This window comes from Stenotrophomonas sp. EMP41 (assembly GCF_047495535.1).
GTDB lineage: Bacteria > Pseudomonadota > Gammaproteobacteria > Xanthomonadales > Xanthomonadaceae > Stenotrophomonas > Stenotrophomonas sepilia.
Genome location: NZ_CP179923.1, coordinates 1,070,209 through 1,092,045, shown reverse-complemented (window position 1 = coordinate 1,092,045; position 21,837 = coordinate 1,070,209). Strand labels below are relative to the sequence as shown.

Sequence of the window (21,837 nt, the reverse complement as noted above, 5' to 3'; positions counted from 1 at the left end):
GGCACCGCTTGTTCTACGCCGTGCCGCCCCGCCCCTTCCTGGCCCAGCCGTCCCCATGAATGCCATCGCCCAGCCTGCAGCCGCCCCGTCCACGCGTGATGCGCGTGATGCCCGCAACGACAAACTGTTCCGATGGGTGCTGGTCGGCACCGTCATCTTCGTACTGATCGCCCTGGCCTGCGCCGCGCTGTCGATGCTGTGGGGCGGTCGCCATGCCCTGCAGATGCAGGGACTGAGCTTCTTCTTCTCCGCCGATTGGAATCCGGTCGAAAACAAGTTCGGCGCCCTGGCTCCGATCTACGGCACCCTGGTCACCGCCGTCATCGCGATGGTCATCGCCGTGCCGGTCAGCTTCGGCATTGCCTTCTTCCTCACCGAAGTCGCGCCGCGCTGGCTGCGTGGCCCGGTCGGTACCGCCATCGAACTGCTGGCCGGCATCCCCTCGATCATCTACGGCATGTGGGGCCTGTTCGTGCTGGTGCCGGTGATGACCGAGTACGTCACCCCGTTCCTCAACGAGACCCTGGGCGAGTGGCCGGTCATCGGCCCGATGTTCCAGGGCCCGCCGCTGGGCATCGGCATGCTCACCGCCGGTTTCGTGCTGGCCATCATGGTCATTCCGTTCATCTCCTCTGTGATGCGCGAAGTGTTCCTGACCGTGCCGACGCGCCTGAAGGAATCGGCCTACGCGCTGGGCTCCACCAAGTGGGAAGTGAGCTGGGACATCGTCCTGCCCTACACCCGCTCGGCGGTCATCGGCGGCATCTTCCTCGGCCTGGGCCGCGCACTGGGCGAAACGATGGCGGTGGCCTTCGTGATCGGCAACAGCGTGCGCCTGTCGCCGTCGCTGCTGGAACCGGGCACCACCATCGCCGCGCTGATCGCCAATGATTTCGGCGAAGCCACTGAAACCTACCGTTCGGCCCTGCTGCTGCTCGGTTTCGTCCTCTTCATCGTCACCTTCGTGGTGCTGGCCATCGCCCGCCTGATGCTGATGCGCCTGTCCCGCAAGGAGGGCAACTGATGTCCACCACCGCTGATTCGCTGTACCTGCGCCGCCGCATCGGCAACGTCGTTGCGATCACCGCTTCCTGTGCCACTGCCCTGTTCGGCCTGTTCTTCCTGGGCTGGATCCTGTTCACCCTGGCCTCCAAGGGCCTGGCCGGGATCAACCTGGACCTGTTCACCAAGATGACGCCGCCGCCGATGCAGGACGGCGGCCTCGCCAACGCCTTCTTCGGCAGTGCGGTGATGTGTGCACTGGCCATCGGCATCGGCACCCCGCTGGGCGTGCTGGCCGGTACCTGGCTGGCCGAGTATGGCAACGCCCGCAAGGTCGGCACCGTGGTCCGCTTCGTCAACGACATCCTGCTGTCGGCGCCGTCCATCGTGCTGGGCCTGTTCGTCTACACGCTGTACGTGATGCAGACCGGCGGCAACTTCTCGGCGTTCGCCGGTGCCCTGTCGCTGGCCTTCATCGTGCTGCCGGTGGTGGTACGCACCACCGACGAGATGCTGCGGCTGGTGCCCTCGCAGATGCGCGAAGCGGCGCTGTCGCTGGGCATCCCGCAGTGGAAGGTGATCGTGCAGGTGCTGTACCGCAGTGCTTCGGCCGGCATCATCACCGGCATCCTGCTGGCGCTGGCCCGCATCTCCGGCGAGACCGCTCCGCTGCTGTTCACCGCCTTCGGCAACCAGTACTGGAACAACAACATCTTCCAGCCGATGGCTTCGGTGCCGGTGGTGATGAACCAGTTCGCCGGCAGCCCGTATGAATCCTGGCAGGTACTGGCCTGGGCCGGTGCCCTGGTGCTGACAGTCTTCGTGCTGCTGGTCAGCCTTGCCGCCCGCGGCATCCTGCTGCGCAACCGTATCTCCCATGACTGACCTTTCCGTGGATAACGCCATGAACGACCTTTCCAACGCCGTGCCGATGCAGCGCATCGCCGTGCCGTCCTCGCACGAGAGCCTGCACACCCCGGCTCCGGTCAAGCTTGCCGCGCGCGGACTGGACTTCTACTACGACAAGTTCCATGCCCTGAAGGGCATCAACCTGGAGATTCCGGAGAAGCGTGTGACCGCGCTGATCGGCCCTTCCGGTTGTGGCAAATCGACCCTGCTGCGCATCTTCAACCGCATCTACGCGCTGTACCCGAAGCTGGAAGCGCGCGGTGAAGTGCTGCTGGACGGCGAGAACATCCTGTCGCCGAAGTACCCGATGAACCGCCTGCGTAGCAAGGTCGGCATGGTGTTCCAGAAGCCGGTGCCGTTCCCGATGACCATCTTCGAGAACGTCGCCTACGGCATCCGCCACCACGAGAAACTGAGCAAGGCCGACATGGCCGACCGCGTCGAGCAGGCGCTGCGCCAGGGCGCGCTGTGGGACGAAGTGAAGGACAAGCTGGGGCAGAGCGCACTGGGCCTGTCCGGTGGCCAGCAGCAGCGCCTGTGCATCGCCCGTGCCGTCGCCCTGCGCCCGTCGGTGCTGCTGCTGGACGAGCCGACCTCGGCGCTGGACCCGATCTCGACCAGCCGCATCGAGCAGCTCGTGGAAGAACTCAAGCACGAGTACACGATCGTGATCGTCACCCACAACATGCAGCAGGCTGCGCGCGTGTCCGACTACACCGCCTTCATGTACCTGGGCGACCTGATCGAGCACGACCGCACCGAAGTGATCTTCTCGCAGCCGTCGCAGCGGCAGACCGAGGACTACATCACCGGTCGCTTCGGCTGAGACGACGGTCGAGCGTGGCTCGACTCTACAGACAACGCCAGTCGAGCATGGCTCGACTCTACAGAGCGGAACAACCATGAACCTTCCCAACGACCACATCGTCAAGAGCTACGACGAAGAACAGCAGCGCCTGGTGGCCGAAATCGTGCGCATGGGCGAGATGGCCGTCGCCCAGCTCGAAGCGGCGATGGACGTGATCGAGAAGCGCGACGAGAACGCCGCCCATCGCATCATCGCCAACGACGAAGCGATCGACGCGCTTGAGCAGCAGATCAGCCACGACGTGATGCGCCTGGCGCTGCGTGGGCCGATGGCGCGCGACCTGCGCGAGATCCTCGCTGGCCTGCGCATCCCGGCCGACATCGAGCGCATCGGCGACTATGCAGCGAACGTGGCCAAGCGCTCGATCGCGCTGGGCAAGGTGCCGCCGCTGCCGCAGATCCAGGGCCTGCGCGCGCTGGGCCGCCTGGCCGCGCAGCAGGTGCGCCGTGCCATCGCCGCCTACCGTGACAACGATGCCGAGGCCGCACTGGCACTGCGCGAGGACGACGCCCGCCTGGACGCCCAGTACACGGCGCTGTTCCGCGAGCTGCTCACCTACATGATGGAAGACCCGCGCAACATCACCCCGTGCACCCACCTGCTGTTCATGGCCAAGAACCTGGAGCGCGTGGGCGACCACGCCACCAACATCGCCGAGAACGTGTGGTTCCTGGTGCACGGGGAGCAGCCGCTGCCGCCGCGTGAAAAGCGCGACGAGACCTCCAGCACCGGCCAGCCCTGACGCTGCACTGCAACACCGGAGTCGACTCCAAGGTGGCCGCTGTCCCAGTGACAGCGGCCTTCTTGTTACTGGGCGTTCCGGCGATTCATCCACGCATGGCGTGGATCTGCCGGGAACCGTGTTCCCCTTCTGTAACAAACCTCACGAAAATTTGAGTTCTTGGCGAGGATTCGTTGAGTAGGATCGCTGCACCATCGTTTCCACCGGCATCCCTGCCGGCCACCCGGGCACCCGCCCACACCACCCAGGAGCACCACCGATGAGCAGTTCCAACAAGACCCTGTCCCTGCTGACTGCTACCGCCCTGGCCGCCGGGCTGGGCATGACCGCCAGTGCCTCGGCCCTGAGCATGAGCGACCTCGCCCAGGGCTACCTTGTTGCCGGACAGGCAGCCAAGGCCAGCACCGATGCCAAGGCCGCCGACGCCAAGATGGCCGCCGACGCGACCAAGCACGCCGAAGGCAAGTGTGGTGCCGATGGCAAGAGCGGCGAAGGCAAGTGCGGCGCCGACAAGGGCAAGGCTGCCGGTGCGGCAGCTGGCGACAAGGCCAAGACCGGCGACACGAAGTCGGCCGAAGGCAAGTGCGGCGAAGGCAAGTGCGGTGGCAAGCACTGACGCCCGCGCCAGCCTCGTCCACCCGCGGTCGCCGCTTCGTGCGGCGGCCGCCGGGTTGGGCCTGCGCCGGGCGCTGCTGCAGGACCTGCGTGACGCCCCGGAAGGCGACTTCGACTTCCTCGAATGCGCACCGGAGAACTGGATCCATGTCGGTGGCCCGGCCGGTGATGCACTGGCCGAACTGGCGCAGCGCCATCCGCTGAGCTGCCACGGCCTGTCGCTGTCGCTGGGCGGCAGTGCACCGCTGGATACCCAGTTGCTGGAACAGGTCGGCCGGTTCCTCGAAAAGCACCGCGTGCCGCTGTACAGCGAGCACCTCAGCTACTGCAGCGACGACGGCCACCTGTACGACCTGCTGCCGATTCCCTTCACCGACGAAGCCGTGCGCCATACCGCGCAGCGCATCAGCCGCGTGCAGGACCTGCTGGGCCGTCGCATCGCAGTGGAGAACGTGTCCTACTACCTGGCACCCGCGCCGGCGATGGACGAACTGGCCTTCACCAATGCCGTGCTTGCCGAAGCCGACTGCGACCTGCTGCTGGACGTCAACAACGTCTACGTCAACGCCTGCAACCACGGCTACGATGCCGATGCCTTCATCGCCGGTCTGCCTGCACGGCGCATCGTCTGCCTGCATGTGGCCGGTCATCTGGATGAAGCCCCGGACCTGAAGATCGATACCCACGGCAGCGCGGTGATCGATCCGGTCTGGGCGCTGCTGGCGCGTACCTATGCACGCATCGGCCCGCGCCCCACCCTGCTCGAACGCGATTTCAATTTCCCGCCCTATGCAGAACTGCAGGGCGAACTGCAGACCATCCGCCGCCTGCAGGCTACGCATGCCGGGGCGGCACATGGCTGATTCCGCCGACACCCTGCGCGCGCAGCAGCACGCCTTCACCGCGCACCTGCGCAACCCGCAGGCGGTACCCGCACCGGCCGGACTTGAGCCACGCCGGGTCGCGGTATACCGGCACCTGCTGTTCAACAACCTGCTCGGCCTGTTGAGCAACGGTTTCCCGGTCTGCGTGCGCCTGCTCGGAGAACCGGCCTGGAGTGCCCTGGTGCGCCACTACTTCGCCACCCACCGCTGCCAGACACCGCTGTTCACCGAACTGGCCGCTGAATTTGTGCAGTGGCTGCAGGCGCAGCCACAGCTGCCCCACCCTGCGCTGGCCGAGCTCGCTCATTACGAGTGGGCGGAGACCGCGCTGTACCAGCTTCCTGCCGAACCGCTGCCGGTGCCGGGTGACATCGATCCGCTGCTGGTGCCGCTGCAGCGCTCACCGCTGGCGTGGCCGTTGCTGTACCAATGGCCGGTGCACCGCCTTGGCGCCGAGGACGCACCGACCCAGTTGCCGGCTGAGCCGACCGGCCTGCTGGTGCGTCGCGAGGCCGATGGCGAGGTGCGCTTCGCCGTACTCAGCCCGTTGGCGGTGTACCTGCTGTCCAGCATCGGGGAACAGCCCGGCCTCGATGGACATGCCTATCTGAAGCAACTGGCCGCCGCGCATGGCCTGGCCGAACAGGCGCTGGCCGAACCCGGTGCCGCGCTGCTGCAGCAGTTCCTGCGGGCCGGCGTGATCGGCCCACTTTACCCACCTGCCTGACACTCTCTTTCCCCCGGAGATGCACCGATGAAGCTTCCGCCCCTGGCCGCCGCGCGCGGCCGGCTGGACCGTCTCGCCCCCTGGTTGGCGCCGCTGGGCCTGCGGCTGCTGCTGGCCTGGGAATACTTCGAATCCGGCCGTGAGAAGCTGCACGGCCAGAACTGGTTCGCCGACCTGCAGGACGCCTTCCCGTTCCCGTTCAACCAACTGCCCGCTGCCCTGAACTGGCAACTGGCCACCTGGTTCGAACTGGCCGGCGCGGCCTGCCTGCTGCTTGGCTTCGGGACGCGCTTGGCCGCCGCCAGCCTGCTGGTGCTGACCGTGGTGGCGACCTATGCGGTGCATTGGCCGATGCAATGGAATTCGCTGGGTGACCTCGCGATGGGGTATGCCATCAGCGACCAGGGCTACGGCAACTTCAAGCTGCCGGTGCTGTTCATGGCCATGCTGCTGCCGCTGATCTTCACCGGCGCCGGCAAGCTGAGCGTGGACGCCTGGTTGGCCCGGTGGCAGCCATCCGTCACGACGGCACGGCCTGCGGTGCGCTAGATGCCGACCGTGGTCGGCGCGCCGTGTGCCAACCAAGGTTGGCACCTACCGGAATCCTGAGCGTGCGGTGCCCGGTAGGTGTCGACCTGGCTCGACACACGCCCCCCCAGGGAACCCATGCACAGAAGGCTGGCCGGGCGCTCAGGGTCGCTCTGCTAGAATTCACGCATGACTGACCCCACCCCCGCACCTGCCGCCGTTCCCGATTCCGCAGTTCCCCAGGCGCAGCGCGCGATGTCACAACGCTTCCGCGGCTTCCTGCCGGTGGTGGTGGATGTGGAAACCGGCGGCTTCGACAGCCAGCGCAATGCGCTGCTGGAAATCGCCGCGGTGCCGATCGAGATGGACGAGAACGGCCTGCTCTACCCCGGCCAGACCGCCAGTGCCCACGTGGTCCCGGCCGAGGGCCTGGAAATCGACCCGAAGTCGCTGGAAGTGACCGGCATCATCCTCGACCACCCGTTCCGGCTGGCCAAGGAAGAAAAAGCGGCGTTGGACCACATCTTCACTCCGGTGCGTGCGACGATGAAGAAGTACGGCTGCCAGCGCGCGATCCTGGTGGGCCACAACGCCCATTTCGACCTCGGCTTCGTCAACGCCGCAGTGGCCCGCACCGGCCACAAGCGCAACCCGTTCCATCCGTTCAGCGTGTTCGACACGGTCACCCTGGCCGGTATCGCCTATGGGCAGACCGTGCTGGCGCGTGCAGCGACGGCCGCCGGCCTGGGCTGGGATGCCAACGAGGCGCACAGCGCGGTGTATGACACCGAGCAGACCGCGCGGCTGTTCTGCACCATCGCCAACGCCTGGCCGCGCTGAAGCAGCCAACGACGCAACCGCACCCACCCCACCGCGCAGCAGATCCACGCCAGGCGTGGATGAACTCAACCGATGCTCGTGCGATCGCGGCCGTCGCTCTTGGCGCGGTACAGCGCGCGGTCGGCGCGCTGGTACAGCAGCGCCGGGGTACGGTCGTCGGCATCCAGCTCTACCAGGCCCGCGCTGAAGGTGACACGCAGGCCCGCCACGCCGGCCCAATCGGGATGATCATGGAACAGGCCACGCAGGCGCGCGCACAGCTGTGCGGCTTCCTCCAGGCGGGTGTCGTTGAGCAGCAGCGCGAACTCTTCGCCGCCGGTGCGCGCCGGCAGGTCGGAGTCGCGGCACGCCGCTGCGATCAGTGACGCCACCTGCACCAGCACGGCATCGCCGATGCTGTGGCTGTGTCGGTCGTTGACGTCCTTGAAGTGATCGATGTCGAGCACCACCAGGCACAGCGGATGACCACTGCGCTGTGACCGGGCGAAGTCACGCGCCAGCGTTTCGTCGAAGGCGCGGCGATTGGCCAGGCCGGTCAGGGCATCCTCGCGGGCCTGCCGCTCGAAGGCTTCGGCCTGGCGCGCCAGGCGCTCGGCCAGTTCGGTCTTTTCCTGGTTCAGCGCCTGCAGGTGCACCGTCTTGGCCTGCAGGTCGAAGGTCGCTTCGTCCACCCGCCGTGCCAGGCGCAGGTTGCTGGCCTTAAGCTGCTGCAGCAGCAGCCGGTACAGCGCCACCAGTCCAGCCAGCAGCAGCATCCCCGCCAGCACCTGCACGCTGCGGCGCTGCCACCAGAACGGCTCCACGGTGAAGCTCCACACCGCCTCCTGTTGGCCCCAGCTGCCGCCGGGATGGGCGGCCGCCACATGCAGGGTGTAGTCGCCCGGCGGCAGTCCGACGAACTCAACGCTGCGCTGCGGGCCGCGCTCGACCCAGCCCGCATCCAGCCCGTCCAGCCGCGTGCGGTAGCGGATCCGGTCAGACATCAGGTAGCTCAGGCCGACATAACTCACCGCCAACCGGCGCCCCCCAGGAATATGGTTGCGATCCGGCCCTTCCCAATGCACCGGCGCGCCATCCACCTGCACGCTCTCGATCGCGGCCGGCGGCGATGGCCGCTCGCGGAAACGCTGCAGGCGCTGCGGGTCGACCGTGCTCAGGCCGCCCGCGGTGACCACCCAGAACGTGCCGTCCTGGCGCAGGATCGCCGATGGGCTGGAGCTGCCGTTGGCCTGTGCATTGGCCATGCCGTCGATCTCGTTGTAGCGCTCCACCCACACCCGCGGCGTGCGGCCATCGGCCACGGCGTTGAGGGTGGCCATATCGGTGCGCAACACGCCGCGATTGCTGCTGATCCACACATTGCCAAGGCGATCCGGCACCAGCTGGAACACCGCATCCACCGGCATGCCCTGCTCAAGCCCCACCCGCGCCAGCCTGCCGCTGCGCCAGCGGTAAAGGCCGCGATCACTACTGATCCACATCGCGTCGCCCAGCTGGTGGAAGCCGAACACGCTGCGGCCACCGCCCAGCGGCGCCAGGTCGATCGACTGCACGTGGTCGCCGCGCAGCACGCGGATACCTTCGATGGTGCCGATCCACAGGTTGCCCTGATGGTCATGCTCCAGCGCGGTGATCAGGCCGCCGGGCATGCCCGGCACGTTCGAGACCTGCACATGGTCGCCGTCGATGCGCACCACGCCCTTCTGCGTGCCGGCCCAGACCACGCCCTGCGGATCAACGCTGATCGCACGGATGTTGCCACCCGGCATGCCGTCGGCTGCCGCGTAGTTGTGGCGCAGGTGGCCGTCGCGGTCGAGCCGGTAGACACCATCGCCGAAGGTTCCGACCCACATGTCACCGTCCGGCCCCTGTGACAGGCTCAGCACCGAAGGTGCCTTGCCGCCGCGGTTGTGCAGCGGCATCGCCCGGAAACGGCCGTCCGCGGTCCGCATGTCAAGCCCGCTGGCGCTGCCGACCCACAGCTGGCGATCGCGATCCTCGAATACCGTGCGCACGTAGTCGCCACTGAGCCCATCGCGCTCGGTGTAGCTGCTGAACAGAGTTTCGCGCAGGCGATAGAGCCCGCCGTTGGCGCCCACCCAGATGCTGCCTTCGGCATCCTCGCGCAGGCTGACCACGCGTCCACCCGGAAGGTTCAAGCCGGCCGGCAGTCGCTCCAGGCCATGTGCGGAAATGCGCAGCAGGCCCTGGTTCTCGGTGCCCAGCCACAGGTCACCGTGCCGGTCCTGCAGCATCGAGGTCATGTGCAGCTGGCCCGGCAGGCGGTGCACCAGCACCAGCTGGTCGTCCTCTACCCGGTACAGGCGCTCACCGGCGACGATCCACAACGCGCCATCCGGCGCACGGTAGGGCCACGACAGGCCACTGCCGGCACCCAGCCCCCACGCAGCGGGGGCGCGCTTGAGCACGCCATCGTTGTCGCGCAGCACCAGCCCGTCCAGCGTACCGACCCAGACCCGGTCCTGCGCATCGACCACCAGCCTGGTGAAGCTCATCGCCATCGGCAGGTCCGCCGCCGGCGCCTGGTAGACAATGCCGCTGTCCGGCGTCAGGTAGCCGATGCCCTTGCCTTCGTACAGCAGCCACAGCCGACCCTGGCTGTCCATCTGCATGGATTGGATCAGCACCTGCGGCGTATCGGCCTGGTGCTCCCAGACCCGCCATTGCCCATCACTGCCACGGTGGCTGACGTTGCCGCGTGAATCGCTGATCCACAGTCCGCCCTGGCGGTCGACGAACAGAGCGCCGATGCCGTTGTCGCGCAGGCCCGGGCGCGTGCTGCGGTCGAACACGGTGAAATCCAGGCCGTTGTAGCGCACCAGCCCTTCCCAGGTGGCGAACCACAGATGGCCTTCCGGTGTCTGCGCAATGTCGCGCAGCGAGTTGTGCGGCAGGCCATTGCGCGAGGTCCATACATCAATGGCGTAGTCGCGCAGCGGCGGCGCGCCTTCCTGCGCAGCCAACGGCTGCGCGAGGGCCAGCAGCAACCACAACAGGCCCTGCCGCAGTACCCGCCTGGCGCCTGATGCGCAGCACTCCGCCCAGTGCCTCTCGTTCCCCTGCCCGCCCATCACCGCAGCGGCGGCGGCCAGGTGCGGCTGCAGGACGCGGCTGCGTGCGAGGACAGCCGGGCAGCGTGCAATGGCATGCCGGCGGGAACGGGCTGGCTCATCGGGGCGAGACTGGGGAGATGCGCAGATGATAGGCCAAACCCCGGCCCCGGCGTCACCGTTTGCAGTCTCCCGGCTCAGCCGGCGCGGCCGGGTGCCACCACCTGCGCGCTGGCCGGCCACTGCACCACGGCTTCCAGCCCTCCCTCGGCCCGGTTGCGCAGCCACAGCCGGGCGCCGTCCTTCTCGGCCAGGGCGCGCGCGATGGTCAGGCCCAGGCCGGCTCCGCCGGTCTGGCGCGAACGCGAGGTCTCCACCCGCACGAACGGATCGAACACCGCCTCCAGCTGCTCCTCGGCCAGGCCCGGGCCGTCATCGGCCACCACCACGGTAATCGCACCGCCGCTGCGCTCAACCCGCACCCGTGCCCGCTGTGCGTACATCACCGCGTTGTCCACCAGGTTGGAGAACAGGCGGTGCATCGCCAACGGACGCAACATCAGCACCGAACCACTGCCGCCTTCGAAGACCACATCACCGCCGCCTTCGGCGGCGTCCTCGACAATGCTCTCCAGCAGCGAATCCAGGTCCAGTGCGGCGCGCTGCTCGGCACTCTCGGCACTGCGCGCCAGTTCCAGGCCCTCGCGCACCAGCGCCTGCATCGCCGCCAGGTCGCCGATCAGGCGCTCACGCAGGGCCTCGTCGCTGACATTCTCCAGGCGCAGGCGCAGCCGTGTCAGCGGCGTCTGCAGGTCGTGGGTGATCGCCGCCAGCATCTGCGTGCGTTCGGCCAGGTGCCGCTGCAGGCGGTGCTGCATGGCGTTGAAGGCTTCGGCGGCACGCTGCACTTCGCGCGGCCCGCGCAGTGGCAACGGGTCGCGCTGCAGGTCATCGCCAAGGTCTTCTGCGGCTGCGGCCAGTTCCTGCAGCGGCGCGCTGGCCATGCGCGAGACGATATAGGCCAGCACGGCAATCGCCAGCACCAGCAGGGTCAGGAACCACGGGTCCACGGCGAGGATGCCGTTGTGCGCCACCGCCGGCGAGTCCAGCGCCAGCTTCAGCAGCGTGCCGTCGTTGAGGGTCACGTCCACTGCACGGCATTTGGGCGGGATGAACGCGGGGTCGCGTTCGCGCGGCGGCCGCCGGTGGCCCGGCGGCGGCGGCGGCAGCAGCTCCTGCAGTTTGGGAATGCAGGAGCGGAACGAAGCGAAGTGCACGTGCGCGCGCGACACCGGCCCGGGGCGGTCTTCCAGTACTTCCATCAGCGCCGTGTCGGCCCGCCCCAGGCGTGCGCCCGGCTGCAGCGCGCGCACGCTCGGCCCGCCGATCGCCAGCAGGCGCTCGCGCAGCTCCGGATTGCCGTCCAGCAGGTTGACGTAGCCCTGCAGGCGGTCGGCGATGCGGTTCAGGTTCTGCCGCTCGAACTCCTGCTGGCGCTTGGAGGTGGCCAGCATGGTCGCGCCGATCGCAGCCACCGCCATGCCCAGCAGCAGGATCACGAACAACCGCCCGACCATCGAGGACAGGAAATGGCGCAGGCGCTTCATCGCGGTTTATTCCAGGTTGACCGACGAGGCCAGCACGTAGCCTTCGTTGCGCACGGTCTTGATCAGTCCATCCGGGCCACCATCGTCGCCCAGCTTGTTGCGCAGGCGGCTGACCTGCAGGTCGATCGCGCGATCCTGAGCCTCGTAGTTGCGGCCACTGCTGAGCGCGACCAGCTGCTCGCGCGACAGCACCTTGTTGGCGTGGGCGATGAACACCCGCAGCAGGCGGAACTCGGCGCCGGACAGCACCACCACGCGGCCATCCGGATCGACCAGGTGGCGATGCTCCAGGTCGAATACCCAGCGCGAGAAACGCGCGCGGCGTACCGCCAGCGGTTCCAGGTTGGCCGGCAGCGCCTCGGTCCGGCGCAGCACGTTGCGGATGCGCGCCAGCAGCTCGCGCGGCTCGAACGGCTTGGCCAGGTAGTCGTCGGCGCCCATTTCCAGGCCCAGCACGCGGTCGATCGGCTCGGCGCGCGCGGTCAGCATGATCACCGGCGTGTTCGAACGCGCACGCAGGTCACGGCACAGGGTCAGACCATCCTCGCGTGGCAGGTTGAGGTCCAGCACGATCAGGTCCACGTGCTCGCGGTCCAGCAGCTGGCGCATGGCGGTGCCATCGGCCGCAGTGCTCACCTGGTAGCCGGCGCGGCCGAGCTGTTCGGCCAGCAGCGTGCGGATGTCGTTGTCGTCGTCGACGATCAGCAGTCGATGCATCGGGTTTTCAGTCTCCATGTCGCGATCATCCCGTGTCGGCAGCTGAACCGCATCCGGGGCAATGCGTACCAGTGTATCCACCCGTGGGCGGGATACCTGTGGTTACGCCTGTTCACCGACAGTGTTACATACAGACATGCCCCGAGGATTGAGCCATCCATCGCCCGGTCTTCACAATGCCCACCAACGCCGCCCTCGCGGCCTCGAGAGTGAAGCCACGACGTGACGTTCCGCCTGCTGCCAGCGACCCGCCGGAGTCGCCTGATGCTGATCGCCCTGCTCGCCCTGATCATCGCCGCGACCGCCTGGTGGCTGCTGCGCAAGCCCGCCGCCCCGGCGGTGGCCACCTCGCCGGTCAGCCGCGGTGACATTGAACAAACGGTGGATGCCACCGGCGTGATCGACGCCTACAAGCTGGTCAGCGTGGGCGCGCAGGCGTCGGGCCAGATCAAGTCGCTGAAGGTACAGCTGGGCGACACCGTGAAGGAAGGCGACCTGATCGCCGAGATCGATGCCACCACCCAGCAGAACCAGGTGCTCAACGCGCAGGCCTCGCTGGACCAGGTCACCGCCCAGCGCGCGGTGCAGCAAGCCACCCTGCGCCAGGCCGAACTGGAGTTCGCGCGCCAGCAGCAGATGCTGGCCGCCGAGGCCACCTCACGCCAGGAATACGATGCCGCCGAAGCACAGCTGAAGACCGCCCGCGCCCAGCTGCAGTCCTACGAGGCGCAGATCAAGGGCCGCGAAACCGAGCTGGGCACCGCCCGCGCCAACCTGGCCTACACCCGCATCACCGCGCCGATGGACGGCACCGTGGTCGCGGTGGTGGCCGAGGAAGGCCGTACCGTGAACGCCAACCAGACCGCACCGACCATCGTCATGCTGGCGCGGCTGGACGTGGTCACCGTCAATGCCGAGATCTCCGAGGCCGACGTGGTCAAGATCAAGCCCGGCATGCCGGTGTACTTCACCACCCTGGGCGACCCGGACCGCAAGTATCACGCCACGCTGCGCCAGATCAATCCGGCGCCGGCCTCGATCGCCAACGAGAGTTCGTCCAGCTCCAGCAGTTCCTCCAGCTCCAGCTCCAGCAGCGCGGTCTACTACAACGCGCTGTTTGATGTGGAAAACCCGGACGGCACGCTGCGCATCGACATGACCGCGCAGGTCTCGGTACTGCTCAAGCAGGCCAAGGGCGTGCTGATGGTGCCGGCGGTGGCACTGGGACCGAAGCGCCGTGGCGATGAGCGGATGGTGCGGGTGCTGGACGACAAGGGCCAGCCGCAGCCGCGCAAGGTCACCGTGGGCATCAACAACGGCGCCTCGGCCGAGATCCTGTCCGGCTTGAAGGAAGGCGAGCGCGTGGTGGTCGGCGAAGCCGGTGCGGCCGGTGCCAGCGCCGGCGGCGGCAACCGCGGCGGCATGCAGATGCGGGTCGGCGGCCCGGGCATGGGGCGCCGATGAGCACGACGGCGCCGCTGCTGCGCCTGCGCGACCTGCGACGTGAATTCCCGGCCGGCGACGATGTGATCGCCGTGCTGCGCGACGTCCATCTCGACATCCACGCCGGTGAGATGGTCGCCATCGTCGGCCAGTCCGGCTCGGGCAAGTCGACGCTGATGAACATCCTCGGCTGCCTTGACCGGCCCACTCGGGGCAGCTACCAGGTGGCCGGCCGCGAAACCGGAAAGATGGAGCCGGACGAACTGGCCGAACTGCGCCGCGAACATTTCGGTTTCATCTTCCAGCGCTACCACCTGCTCGGCGACCTCGACGCGCGCGGCAATGTGGAAGTGCCGGCCGTGTATGCCGGCAGTCCCGGCCCGGTGCGCAACGCGCGTGCCGAGCAACTGCTGCAGCGGCTGGGGCTGGGCGACCGCATGCATCACAAGCCAGGCCAGCTCTCCGGTGGCCAGCAGCAGCGCGTGTCGATCGCACGCGCCCTGATGAACGGCGGCGAGGTGATCCTGGCCGACGAACCGACAGGCGCGCTCGATACGAAATCCGGTGAGGAAGTGATGGCGATCCTCGGCGAACTGCATGCCGAAGGCCACACCATCATCATCGTCACCCACGACATGAGCGTGGCCCGGCACGCACAGCGCATCATCGAGATCCGCGATGGCGAGATCATCGCCGACCGCGCCAATCCGGATGCGCCGAGCTACCGCGCCCAGCGCGAAGCCAGTACCGGCGTCGCCCACGGCAACAGCTGGCGGGCGGCCCGCGACCGCTTCACCGAAGCGTTCCGCATGGCGCTGCTTGCGATGAACGCCCATCGCCTGCGCACCTTCCTGACCATGCTCGGCATCATCATCGGCATCGCCTCAGTGGTCTCGGTGGTGGCCCTGGGCAACGGCTCGCAGCAGCAGATCCTGCAGAACATCAGCGCGCTCGGCACCAATACCATCGACGTCTACCCCGGCCGCGGTTTCGGCGACATGCGCTCGGCGCGGGTGCAGACGCTCAAGGCCAGCGATGCCGACGCACTGGCGAAGCAGAGTTACGTGGACAGCGCCACCCCCAGCGTGTCGACCTCGGTCACCGCGCGCTACCGCAACCAGTCTTCCACTGCGCAGGTCAGCGGCGTCGGCGAGCAGTTCTTCCGGGTCAAGGGCGTGACTCTGCTCAGTGGCAGCTTCTTCGATGCCGATGCGGTCAAGGGCCTGGGCCAGGTGGCGGTGATCGACGAGAACACCCAGACCCAGTTCTTCCCTGATGTCGACCCGGTCGGGCAGGTGATCCTGCTCGGCAACGTGCCGGCACGCGTGGTCGGCGTGGCCAAGCGCCAGAGTTTCGGCTTCGGTGGCAGCACCAGCCTCAGCGTGTGGGTGCCCTACACCACGGTGATGTCGCGCATGCTCGGCCAGAGCCATGTCTCCAGCATCACCGTGCGCGTGGACGACAACACACCGATGGATGCCGCTCAGGAAGCGATCACCCGCCTGCTGACGATGCGCCACGGCACCGAGGATTTCTTCCTCAGCAACAGCGCCGAGATCCGCGACACCATCGAGCAGACCACGCGCACGATGACCCTGCTGATCGGTGCCATCGCCGCCATCGCGCTGCTGGTCGGCGGCATCGGCGTGATGAACATCATGCTGGTGTCGGTGACCGAGCGCACCCGAGAGATCGGGGTGCGCATGGCCGTCGGTGCACGACAAAGTGATATCCGCCAGCAGTTCCTGATCGAAGCGGTGCTGGTGTGCCTGCTCGGTGGCGTGCTCGGCATCGGCCTGGCCCTGCTGCTGGGCTCGATGATCGGCCGCTTCGCCAGCGACTTCCAGGTGCTGTTCTCCACCGCCTCGATCGTTGCCGCCTTCGCCTGCTCGACCCTGATCGGCGTGGCGTTCGGCTTCCTGCCCGCGCGCAACGCCGCGCAGCTCGACCCGGTAGAGGCCCTGGCCCGCGAATGAAGATGATGACCCGACTGCCCTTCCCTGCCCCCTCGCGCCGGCTGCTGGCGGGGGCCGTTCTGCTCGCCCTGTCTGGCTGCGCCTCGGTCGGCCGTTATCCGGTGGCCGATCCCGACGTGCCGGCCCAGTATGGGCGTGGCGATGCCACCCTCAACGCACCGGCCGACGACCCGCGCAGCAGCCTGGACACACCGGGCCACGACATCCGCCAGGACACCTGGTGGACCGGCTTCGGCGACGAACGCCTGGACCGCCTGGTGGCGCAGGCGCTGGCCGCCAACAGCGACCTGGCCGCCGCCGGCCTGGCCGTGCAGCGTTCACGCCTGCAGGCCGGCCTGGCCAGCAACGCGCTGTGGCCGCAGCCTTCGTCATCGGGCGTCAGCGGCAATGCCAGCCGCGCCACCGACCAGGCCGACGACTGGCGCCGCAGCTATTCCACCGGCGTTTCGCTGGGCTGGGAGGTCGATCTGTGGGGACGCCTGCGCACCCAGCGCGACATCGCCCGCTGGGAAGCCGAAGCCAGCGAGGAAGACCGGCAGAATACCGCCCTGCTGGTGATCAGCGACACCATCACCCAGTACTGGAACCTGGCCTACCTGAACCAGTCGATCGCCACCGGCCAGGCCAATCTGGAGCGGCTGGAGCGCACCCGCGAACTGGTGCAGGCCCGCTTCGACGCCGGTGCGGTATCGCGCCTGGAAGTACGCCAGGCGCTGCAGAACCTGCAATCGCAGCGCTCCTCGCAGAGCGCGCTGGAACAGCAGCGGGTGGAGGTGCGCAACGCACTGACCGTGCTGCTGGACGGCACACCCTGGCCACAACAGGACGAACCGCAGGACCTGCTGGGCGCACGCAGCCCGCGCATTGTCGAGGGGCTGCCAGCCGATCTGCTCGGCCGCCGCCCCGACCTGCGTGCGGCAGAACTCCGCCTGCGCAACAGCCTGAAGACCATCAAGGTCACCGCCACCCAGTACTACCCGGCGCTGAGCCTGACCGGCAGCCTCGGTTCCAGTGCGACCTCGCTGGGCGATGTACTGCGCAATCCGGTGGCCACGCTGGGCGCGGGCCTGTCACTGCCGTTCCTCAACCTGCAGCGCGCGCAGCTGGATACCGATATCGCCGGCACCAGCTATCAGATCGCCGCGACCAATTTCCGCAAGACGCTGTATACCGCGCTCTCGGAAGTGGACAACGCACTGTCCGCGCGCGAGCAGCTGGCGCGCCAGGTCGCTGCCTCGCAGGCTTCGTACGAGGAAGCGGTGGAAGTGGAGCGCGCGCAGGAAGTGCGCTACCGCGTGGGCGCCACCGATCTGCGCACCTGGCTGGAAGCGCAGCAGACCCGGCGTGATGCCGAGCTGTCGCTGGCGCGCGTGCGCCAGGGCCAGCTGAACAACGACGTGACCCTGTTCAAGGCACTGGGTGGCAGCGCGGGGTAGCGGCTTCTGTAGAGCCGAGCCCATGCTCGGCTGCTTTCCTGATCGGGTATGCGATAGCCGAGCGTGGGCTCGGCTCTACAGATCAACCGCGCTGGCGCACGGCCTCGAACAGGCTGACGCCGGCGGCGACGGAGACATTCAGGCTCTCGATCTCACCCGGCATCGGGATCTTGACCAGGCCATCGCAGTTCTCGCGGGTCAGGCGGCGCAGGCCGTCGGCTTCGCCGCCCAGCACCAGCGCGATGTTGCCCTTCAGGTCCAGCTGGTACAGCGAGGCGGTGGCCTCACCGGCCAGGCCGTAGATCCACACGCCCTGCTTCTGCAGGTCCTTCAGGCAGCGCGACAGGTTGGTTACCGCCACCACCGGGATCAGATCAGCGGCACCGGCCGAGGTCTTGCGCACGGTGGCGTTGACCGTGGCCGACTTGTCCTTGGGGATGATCACTGCGGTTGCACCGGCCGCAGCGGCCGAGCGCAGGCAGGCGCCCAGGTTGTGCGGGTCCTGCACCTCGTCCAGCACCAGCAGCAGGGCCTTGCCCTCGGCCGCAGTAACCAGGCCTTCCAGCTCGTTCTCGCTGTAGGTGCGGGCGGCGGCATAGCGCGCGGCCACGCCCTGGTGTCGCACCGAACCGCCGACGCCGTCCAGCGCCTGGCTGTTCACCTTGCGCACGTCGATGCCCTTGCGGCGCGCGTTTTCCTCGATCTCGGTCAGGCGCGGGTTCTTCGCACCGGCCTCGACCAGCACTTCGCGGACGTTCTCGGCGTCGTTCTCGATGGAGGAGGCGACGGCGTTGACGCCGACAATCCACTGGCTGTTCTTGCTCATGCGGGCGGGGACCGGAAAGGGGGTGGCTATGGTAGAGCATCGGCGGCGGCCGCGCTTCAAGGCAGCCGAGCATGGACTCGGCTCTACACAAACCTCAACGGCTGCGGGGCGGCCAGTGCGGGGTGTCGTGGTCGGGGTGCTGGTGGGACACGATCGTGGCCAGGAAATCCAGCGCCGCGATGTCCTCCTCGGTACGTCGGGCCGGCAGGCTGGCCAGGCTGTCGACGAAGGGCAGCTTGCGCTCGACCCCGTACTGGATCGTCGGCGGCAGGCGTTCGGGTTGGTCAAACGCGCCGGCAGCCACCGCCACGCCATCGGGCGCTTCGTAGGTCAACGGCGTGCCGCAGTCGGCGCAGAACCCGCGCCGCACCACGTTGGAGGACTGGAAATAGCGCGGCTGGCCCCGGGTCCAGTTGAACTGCACACCGCGTACGGACACCAAGGGCGCGTAGAAGGCACCAAAGGCCTTCTGGCACATGCGGCAGTGGCAGATCGAGCTGTGGGTCAGCTCGCCACGGGCCTGGAAGCGGATTGCGCCGCACTGGCAGCCGCCGCTGTATTCGGGTTGGCCTTGCATGCGATGTCTCCTGGTGGTGCCGGCCGCTGGCCGGCAACCCGTCGGTGCCGAGGGTGCCATGGATGCCGGCCAGCGGCCGGCACTACCACGGTCATCAATATTTCTCTTTCTTCCGCTTGGCCGGCTTGCCCCGCTCAGGCAGCGGCGGAAGGCCATCGCCCTCGTCCTCACCCTTGTGCTCGACCAGGCGAAAGTCGATCTTGCGCTCTTCCATGCTGGCCTTCAGCACCAGGATGCGCACGCGGTCGCCCAACCGGTAGCTGCCGCCGCGGCGCTCGCCGGTCAACGTCTTGCGGGTTGCGTCGAACTTGTAATAGTCCTGCGGCAGCTGGGTCACGTGGACCAGACCCTGCACCTTCGACTCATCCAGCTCGACGAACAGGCCGAAGCTGGTCACGCCGCTGATCACGCCGTCGAACTGGCCACCCACGTGTTTTTCCATCCACGCCGCGCGGTAACGCTCGTCGACCTCGCGCTCGGCCTCGTCGGCACGGCGCTCACGCTCGGAACACTGCAGCGCCAGCGCGGCCATCTCGCGGGCGTTGTAGGTGAACTTGTCCAGCGGCTTGCCGGACAGTGCATGCTTGATCGCGCGGTGTACCAGCAGGTCGGGATAGCGACGGATTGGCGAGGTGAAGTGCGCGTAGGCCTCCAGCGCCAGGCCGAAGTGGCCGTGGTTCTCCGGGCTGTAGATTGCCAGGCTCTGGCTGCGCAGCAACACCGACTCCAGCAGCGTCGCATCGGGGCGGTCGCGGATCTTCTTCAGCAGCTTGGTGTAGTCACCCGGGCGCACCTTCGACCACGGCGGCAGGCTCAGCTTGAACTCCTTGAGGAATTCCAGCAGGTCGGCGTACTTGGTTTCCGGCGGCTTCTCGTGGATGCGGTATGGCGCCGGCACGTGGCGCGACAGCAGGTACCTGGCCGCCTCGACGTTGGCCGCGATCATGCATTCCTCGATCAGCTTGTGCGCGTCGTTGCGCACCAGCATGCCGGCCTGGGTGACTTCACCACGGTTGTCCAGCACGAAGCGTACCTCGCTGCTTTCAAACTCGATGGCGCCACGCTTGGCACGTGCCTTGGACAGCACCTTGTACAGCTGGTGCAGTCGCTGCACCTGCGGCAGCAGGCTGCCCATCCAGGCCTTGGTATCGGCATCGTCCTCGCCCACCGCCTTCCACACCTGGGTGTAGGTCAGGCGCGCGTGCGAGTTCATCACCGCCTCGTAGAAACGCGAATGCGTGACCAAGCCGTCGCGGTCGATCTGCATGTCGCAGACGAAGCACATACGGTCGACCTTGGGCATCAGTGAGCAGATGCCGTTGGACAGGGTTTCCGGCAGCATCGGCACCACGAAGCCGGGGAAGTAGACCGAAGTCGCACGCTTCTGCGCTTCCTCGTCCAGCGGCGTGCCGGGGCGCACGTAGTTCGAAACATCGGCAATGGCCACCACCAGGCGGAAACCGTCGGCATTCGGCTCGCAGTACACCGCGTCGTCGAAGTCCTTGGCATCCTCGCCATCGATGGTGACCAGCGGCGTGCTGCGCAGATCGACGCGGTCGCCGATCATCGCCGGTTCGACCACCAGCGGCACCGAGGCCGCTTCATCCAGCACTTCCTGCGGGAACTCGAACGGCAGCTCGTGACCGTGGATGGCGGTCTCCACCACCAGCGAGGCGGTCAGCTTGTCGCCCAGCACTGCAATGATGCGGCCGATCGGCGGGCGGCGGCTGTCCGGGGCCTGGGTCAGTTCGCAGACCACCAGCTGGCCGTCGCGCGCGCCACCGGTCTGGTCCGGCGGTACCTGCACGTTGCGCTGCACGCGCTTGTCATCGGGCACCACGTAGTTGATGCCCATCTCAATGCTGAAGCGGCCGATCAGGCGGGTCATGCCGCGTTCGAGCACGCGCGCAATGCTGCCTTCGCGACGGCCCCGGTGATCGATGCCGGTCACGCGGGCGAGCACCTTGTCGCCGTGCATCACCTTGCGCATCTCGTACGGCGGCAGGAACAGATCGTCGCCCCCTTCGACCGGGCGCAGGAAGCCGAACCCTTCCGGGTTGGCGATCACCACGCCGGTGACCAGGTTCAGGGTCTGGATCGGAGCGAAACCGCCACGGCGGTTCTGCACCAGCTGGCCATCACGGACCATGGCACCGAGCCGGCGCGCCAGCGCCTCGGCCCGGTCCGGTGCGGTCAGCCCCAGGCGCGCGCCCAGCTCCTCGGCCGTCTGCGGGCCTTCGCAACGCTCCAGCAGGGCCAGGATGGCCTCGCGGCTGGCGATGGGTTGTTCGTATTTCTCGGCTTCGCGGGCGGCATAGGGATCGTCGATCACCTTGCCGGTCGGCGGCAGCTTGCGGCCCGGGGCCGGGCCGGGTGCAGCCGCATCAGCGCTGCGGACCTTGCGGCCGCGCGGCGGTGTGCCGCCTTCATTCAATTCGGGGAACCAGCCTGGCAGCGGCTTGCCCGGCTTGGCGGTGCGGGCTGCGCCCGCCTTCGGGCCCTTGTTGGGGGCCTGGCTGCGGGACTTGCTCCCGCCCTTGCTTGGTTTTTTGGTAGTCATCGCCCTACATGGTAGCCGTTGATGGCGTGCAGAACGGGTCAGCGCCCGCCCTGGAGGCGTTGGATGAAATAATTTCAGGAAGTCATTGACAGTCCCCGGATTCATCTTCACAATTGCGCCTCTGGAACGCCCAGGTGGCGGAATTGGTAGACGCACTAGTTTCAGGTACTAGCGGGTAAAACCGTGGAGGTTCGAGTCCTCTCCTGGGCACCAACGAAAAAACTCCTCGCTTCGGCGGGGATTTTTTTTGCCTGCGATCCAGCGCGGGAACGCCCCTTCCTTGAGCAGGACACCGCGAGGCGCTGTTCGGAGTGTCTTCACCAAGGTGTTGACACCTCCGTAACAACACCCCATAATTTCGCTCCTCGACGCCCAGGTGGCGGAATTGGTAGACGCACTAGTTTCAGGTACTAGCGGGTAAAACCGTGGAGGTTCGAGTCCTCTCCTGGGCACCACGTCGAGAATGAGAAAAACCCGCGAAAGCGGGTTTTTTCATGCCCGCAATTCGG

Annotated in this window: 18 protein-coding genes and 2 tRNA genes; 14 read left to right on the top strand and 6 right to left on the bottom strand. The window is 67.5% G+C overall.

Annotated features, from left to right (window positions below; translation table 11 throughout):
• The first annotated feature begins 55 nt into the window (after positions 1-55).
• From pstC to rnt, 9 genes are all read left to right on the top strand, one after another.
• Complete coding sequence (gene pstC / locus ACMGRF_RS04945; protein ID WP_414485685.1) at positions 56-1,024, top strand: phosphate ABC transporter permease subunit PstC; 969 nt, start codon at positions 56-58, stop codon at positions 1,022-1,024.
• Positions 1,024-1,887, top strand: a complete 864-nt coding sequence (gene pstA, locus ACMGRF_RS04940) for a phosphate ABC transporter permease PstA (RefSeq protein WP_049438223.1) — start codon at positions 1,024-1,026, stop codon at positions 1,885-1,887. The genes pstC and pstA overlap by 1 nt, the downstream gene beginning before the upstream one ends.
• Before the next feature lie 19 nt (positions 1,888-1,906).
• Entirely contained in the window at positions 1,907-2,737 is an 831-nt protein-coding gene (gene pstB / locus ACMGRF_RS04935; RefSeq protein ID WP_049411272.1) for a phosphate ABC transporter ATP-binding protein PstB, read from the top strand.
• A 76-nt stretch (positions 2,738-2,813) separates the two neighbouring features.
• Positions 2,814-3,521 (top strand): phosphate signaling complex protein PhoU, encoded by a 708-nt coding sequence (phoU, locus tag ACMGRF_RS04930; RefSeq protein WP_005415893.1) that lies wholly within the window; start codon positions 2,814-2,816, stop codon positions 3,519-3,521.
• Between the two features lie 259 nt (positions 3,522-3,780).
• A complete protein-coding gene (locus tag ACMGRF_RS04925) occupies positions 3,781-4,137 on the top strand; it encodes a hypothetical protein (protein WP_049411277.1) in 357 nt (118 codons plus the stop codon).
• Positions 4,124-4,999, top strand: coding sequence for a DUF692 domain-containing protein (locus ACMGRF_RS04920; RefSeq protein ID WP_012479633.1), 876 nt, complete (start codon positions 4,124-4,126; stop codon positions 4,997-4,999). Before ACMGRF_RS04925 ends, ACMGRF_RS04920 begins: the two co-directional genes overlap by 14 nt.
• On the top strand, positions 4,992-5,747 hold the full coding sequence (locus ACMGRF_RS04915) for a DUF2063 domain-containing protein (RefSeq protein ID WP_180880781.1): 756 nt from the start codon (positions 4,992-4,994) through the stop codon (positions 5,745-5,747). Before ACMGRF_RS04920 ends, ACMGRF_RS04915 begins: the two co-directional genes overlap by 8 nt.
• Positions 5,748-5,774: 27 nt before the next feature.
• Complete coding sequence (locus tag ACMGRF_RS04910; RefSeq protein ID WP_049438231.1) at positions 5,775-6,296, top strand: DoxX family protein; 522 nt, start codon at positions 5,775-5,777, stop codon at positions 6,294-6,296.
• 168 nt (positions 6,297-6,464) lie between these two features.
• Positions 6,465-7,115: a ribonuclease T gene (rnt, locus tag ACMGRF_RS04905; RefSeq protein WP_414485684.1), complete on the top strand. Its 651-nt coding sequence runs from the start codon at positions 6,465-6,467 to the stop codon at positions 7,113-7,115.
• A 65-nt stretch (positions 7,116-7,180) separates the two neighbouring features.
• Here the strand turns inward: rnt and ACMGRF_RS04900 are convergent, their stop codons facing one another.
• The 3 genes from ACMGRF_RS04900 to ACMGRF_RS04890 form a co-directional block, all read right to left on the bottom strand.
• Positions 7,181-10,207: a ligand-binding sensor domain-containing diguanylate cyclase gene (locus ACMGRF_RS04900; protein WP_099488574.1), complete on the bottom strand. Its 3,027-nt coding sequence runs from the start codon at positions 10,205-10,207 to the stop codon at positions 7,181-7,183.
• A gap of 176 nt (positions 10,208-10,383) precedes the next feature.
• Positions 10,384-11,793 carry an ATP-binding protein gene (locus ACMGRF_RS04895; RefSeq protein WP_049411285.1) on the bottom strand — a complete coding sequence of 470 codons (1,410 nt, stop codon included), beginning with the start codon at positions 11,791-11,793 and terminating at the stop codon, positions 10,384-10,386.
• Positions 11,794-11,799: 6 nt separating this feature from the next.
• Complete coding sequence (locus ACMGRF_RS04890) at positions 11,800-12,528, bottom strand: response regulator (protein WP_005415886.1); 729 nt, start codon at positions 12,526-12,528, stop codon at positions 11,800-11,802.
• A 204-nt stretch (positions 12,529-12,732) separates the two neighbouring features.
• Here ACMGRF_RS04890 and ACMGRF_RS04885 point away from each other — a divergent pair, with 204 nt between their 5' ends.
• The 3 genes from ACMGRF_RS04885 to ACMGRF_RS04875 are packed head-to-tail and all read left to right on the top strand — an operon-like array spanning position 12,733 to position 17,365.
• The gene (locus ACMGRF_RS04885; protein ID WP_049438234.1) at positions 12,733-13,974 is read left to right on the top strand and encodes an efflux RND transporter periplasmic adaptor subunit; all 1,242 of its coding nucleotides are present in this window, start codon (positions 12,733-12,735) and stop codon (positions 13,972-13,974) included.
• Positions 13,971-15,929 (top strand): MacB family efflux pump subunit, encoded by a 1,959-nt coding sequence (locus ACMGRF_RS04880; protein WP_049411292.1) that lies wholly within the window; start codon positions 13,971-13,973, stop codon positions 15,927-15,929. The genes ACMGRF_RS04885 and ACMGRF_RS04880 overlap by 4 nt, the downstream gene beginning before the upstream one ends.
• Positions 15,926-17,365, top strand: a complete 1,440-nt coding sequence (locus tag ACMGRF_RS04875; RefSeq protein WP_049411295.1) for an efflux transporter outer membrane subunit — start codon at positions 15,926-15,928, stop codon at positions 17,363-17,365. Before ACMGRF_RS04880 ends, ACMGRF_RS04875 begins: the two co-directional genes overlap by 4 nt.
• 82 nt (positions 17,366-17,447) lie before the next feature.
• On the opposite strand, the gene rlmB is transcribed toward ACMGRF_RS04875, so the two are convergent.
• The 3 genes from rlmB to rnr form a co-directional block, all read right to left on the bottom strand.
• Positions 17,448-18,191, bottom strand: coding sequence for a 23S rRNA (guanosine(2251)-2'-O)-methyltransferase RlmB (gene rlmB, locus ACMGRF_RS04870; protein ID WP_005408775.1), 744 nt, complete (start codon positions 18,189-18,191; stop codon positions 17,448-17,450).
• Between the two features lie 94 nt (positions 18,192-18,285).
• Complete coding sequence (locus ACMGRF_RS04865) at positions 18,286-18,768, bottom strand: GFA family protein (protein WP_049411297.1); 483 nt, start codon at positions 18,766-18,768, stop codon at positions 18,286-18,288.
• Positions 18,769-18,862: 94 nt separating this feature from the next.
• Positions 18,863-21,328, bottom strand: a complete 2,466-nt coding sequence (rnr, locus tag ACMGRF_RS04860; protein WP_049411299.1) for a ribonuclease R — start codon at positions 21,326-21,328, stop codon at positions 18,863-18,865.
• A 128-nt stretch (positions 21,329-21,456) separates the two neighbouring features.
• Between rnr and ACMGRF_RS04855 the strand changes: the two genes are divergently transcribed.
• Both ACMGRF_RS04855 and ACMGRF_RS04850 read left to right on the top strand, forming a co-directional pair.
• Positions 21,457-21,541, top strand: a tRNA-Leu gene (locus ACMGRF_RS04855).
• Between the two features lie 157 nt (positions 21,542-21,698).
• Positions 21,699-21,783: transfer RNA gene (locus tag ACMGRF_RS04850), tRNA-Leu, on the top strand.
• Positions 21,784-21,837 lie beyond the last annotated feature (54 nt).

What these genes read in the sequence shown, in the direction of transcription:
- rlmB (WP_005408775.1), bottom strand. Translation starts at nt 18,191, where the DNA reads ATGAGCAAGAACAGCCAGTGGATTGTCGGCGTCAACGCCGTCGCCTCC.
- rnt (WP_414485684.1), top strand. Translation starts at nt 6,465, where the DNA reads ATGACTGACCCCACCCCCGCACCTGCCGCCGTTCCCGATTCCGCAGTT.
- ACMGRF_RS04865 (WP_049411297.1), bottom strand. Translation starts at nt 18,768, where the DNA reads ATGCAAGGCCAACCCGAATACAGCGGCGGCTGCCAGTGCGGCGCAATC.
- pstC (WP_414485685.1), top strand. Translation starts at nt 56, where the DNA reads ATGAATGCCATCGCCCAGCCTGCAGCCGCCCCGTCCACGCGTGATGCG.
- ACMGRF_RS04925 (WP_049411277.1), top strand. Translation starts at nt 3,781, where the DNA reads ATGAGCAGTTCCAACAAGACCCTGTCCCTGCTGACTGCTACCGCCCTG.
- ACMGRF_RS04890 (WP_005415886.1), bottom strand. Translation starts at nt 12,528, where the DNA reads ATGGAGACTGAAAACCCGATGCATCGACTGCTGATCGTCGACGACGAC.
- rnr (WP_049411299.1), bottom strand. Translation starts at nt 21,328, where the DNA reads ATGACTACCAAAAAACCAAGCAAGGGCGGGAGCAAGTCCCGCAGCCAG.
- pstA (WP_049438223.1), top strand. Translation starts at nt 1,024, where the DNA reads ATGTCCACCACCGCTGATTCGCTGTACCTGCGCCGCCGCATCGGCAAC.
- phoU (WP_005415893.1), top strand. Translation starts at nt 2,814, where the DNA reads ATGAACCTTCCCAACGACCACATCGTCAAGAGCTACGACGAAGAACAG.
- ACMGRF_RS04915 (WP_180880781.1), top strand. Translation starts at nt 4,992, where the DNA reads ATGGCTGATTCCGCCGACACCCTGCGCGCGCAGCAGCACGCCTTCACC.
- ACMGRF_RS04900 (WP_099488574.1), bottom strand. Translation starts at nt 10,207, where the DNA reads ATGGGCGGGCAGGGGAACGAGAGGCACTGGGCGGAGTGCTGCGCATCA.
- ACMGRF_RS04880 (WP_049411292.1), top strand. Translation starts at nt 13,971, where the DNA reads ATGAGCACGACGGCGCCGCTGCTGCGCCTGCGCGACCTGCGACGTGAA.
- ACMGRF_RS04910 (WP_049438231.1), top strand. Translation starts at nt 5,775, where the DNA reads ATGAAGCTTCCGCCCCTGGCCGCCGCGCGCGGCCGGCTGGACCGTCTC.
- ACMGRF_RS04895 (WP_049411285.1), bottom strand. Translation starts at nt 11,793, where the DNA reads ATGAAGCGCCTGCGCCATTTCCTGTCCTCGATGGTCGGGCGGTTGTTC.
- ACMGRF_RS04875 (WP_049411295.1), top strand. Translation starts at nt 15,926, where the DNA reads ATGAAGATGATGACCCGACTGCCCTTCCCTGCCCCCTCGCGCCGGCTG.
- pstB (WP_049411272.1), top strand. Translation starts at nt 1,907, where the DNA reads ATGAACGACCTTTCCAACGCCGTGCCGATGCAGCGCATCGCCGTGCCG.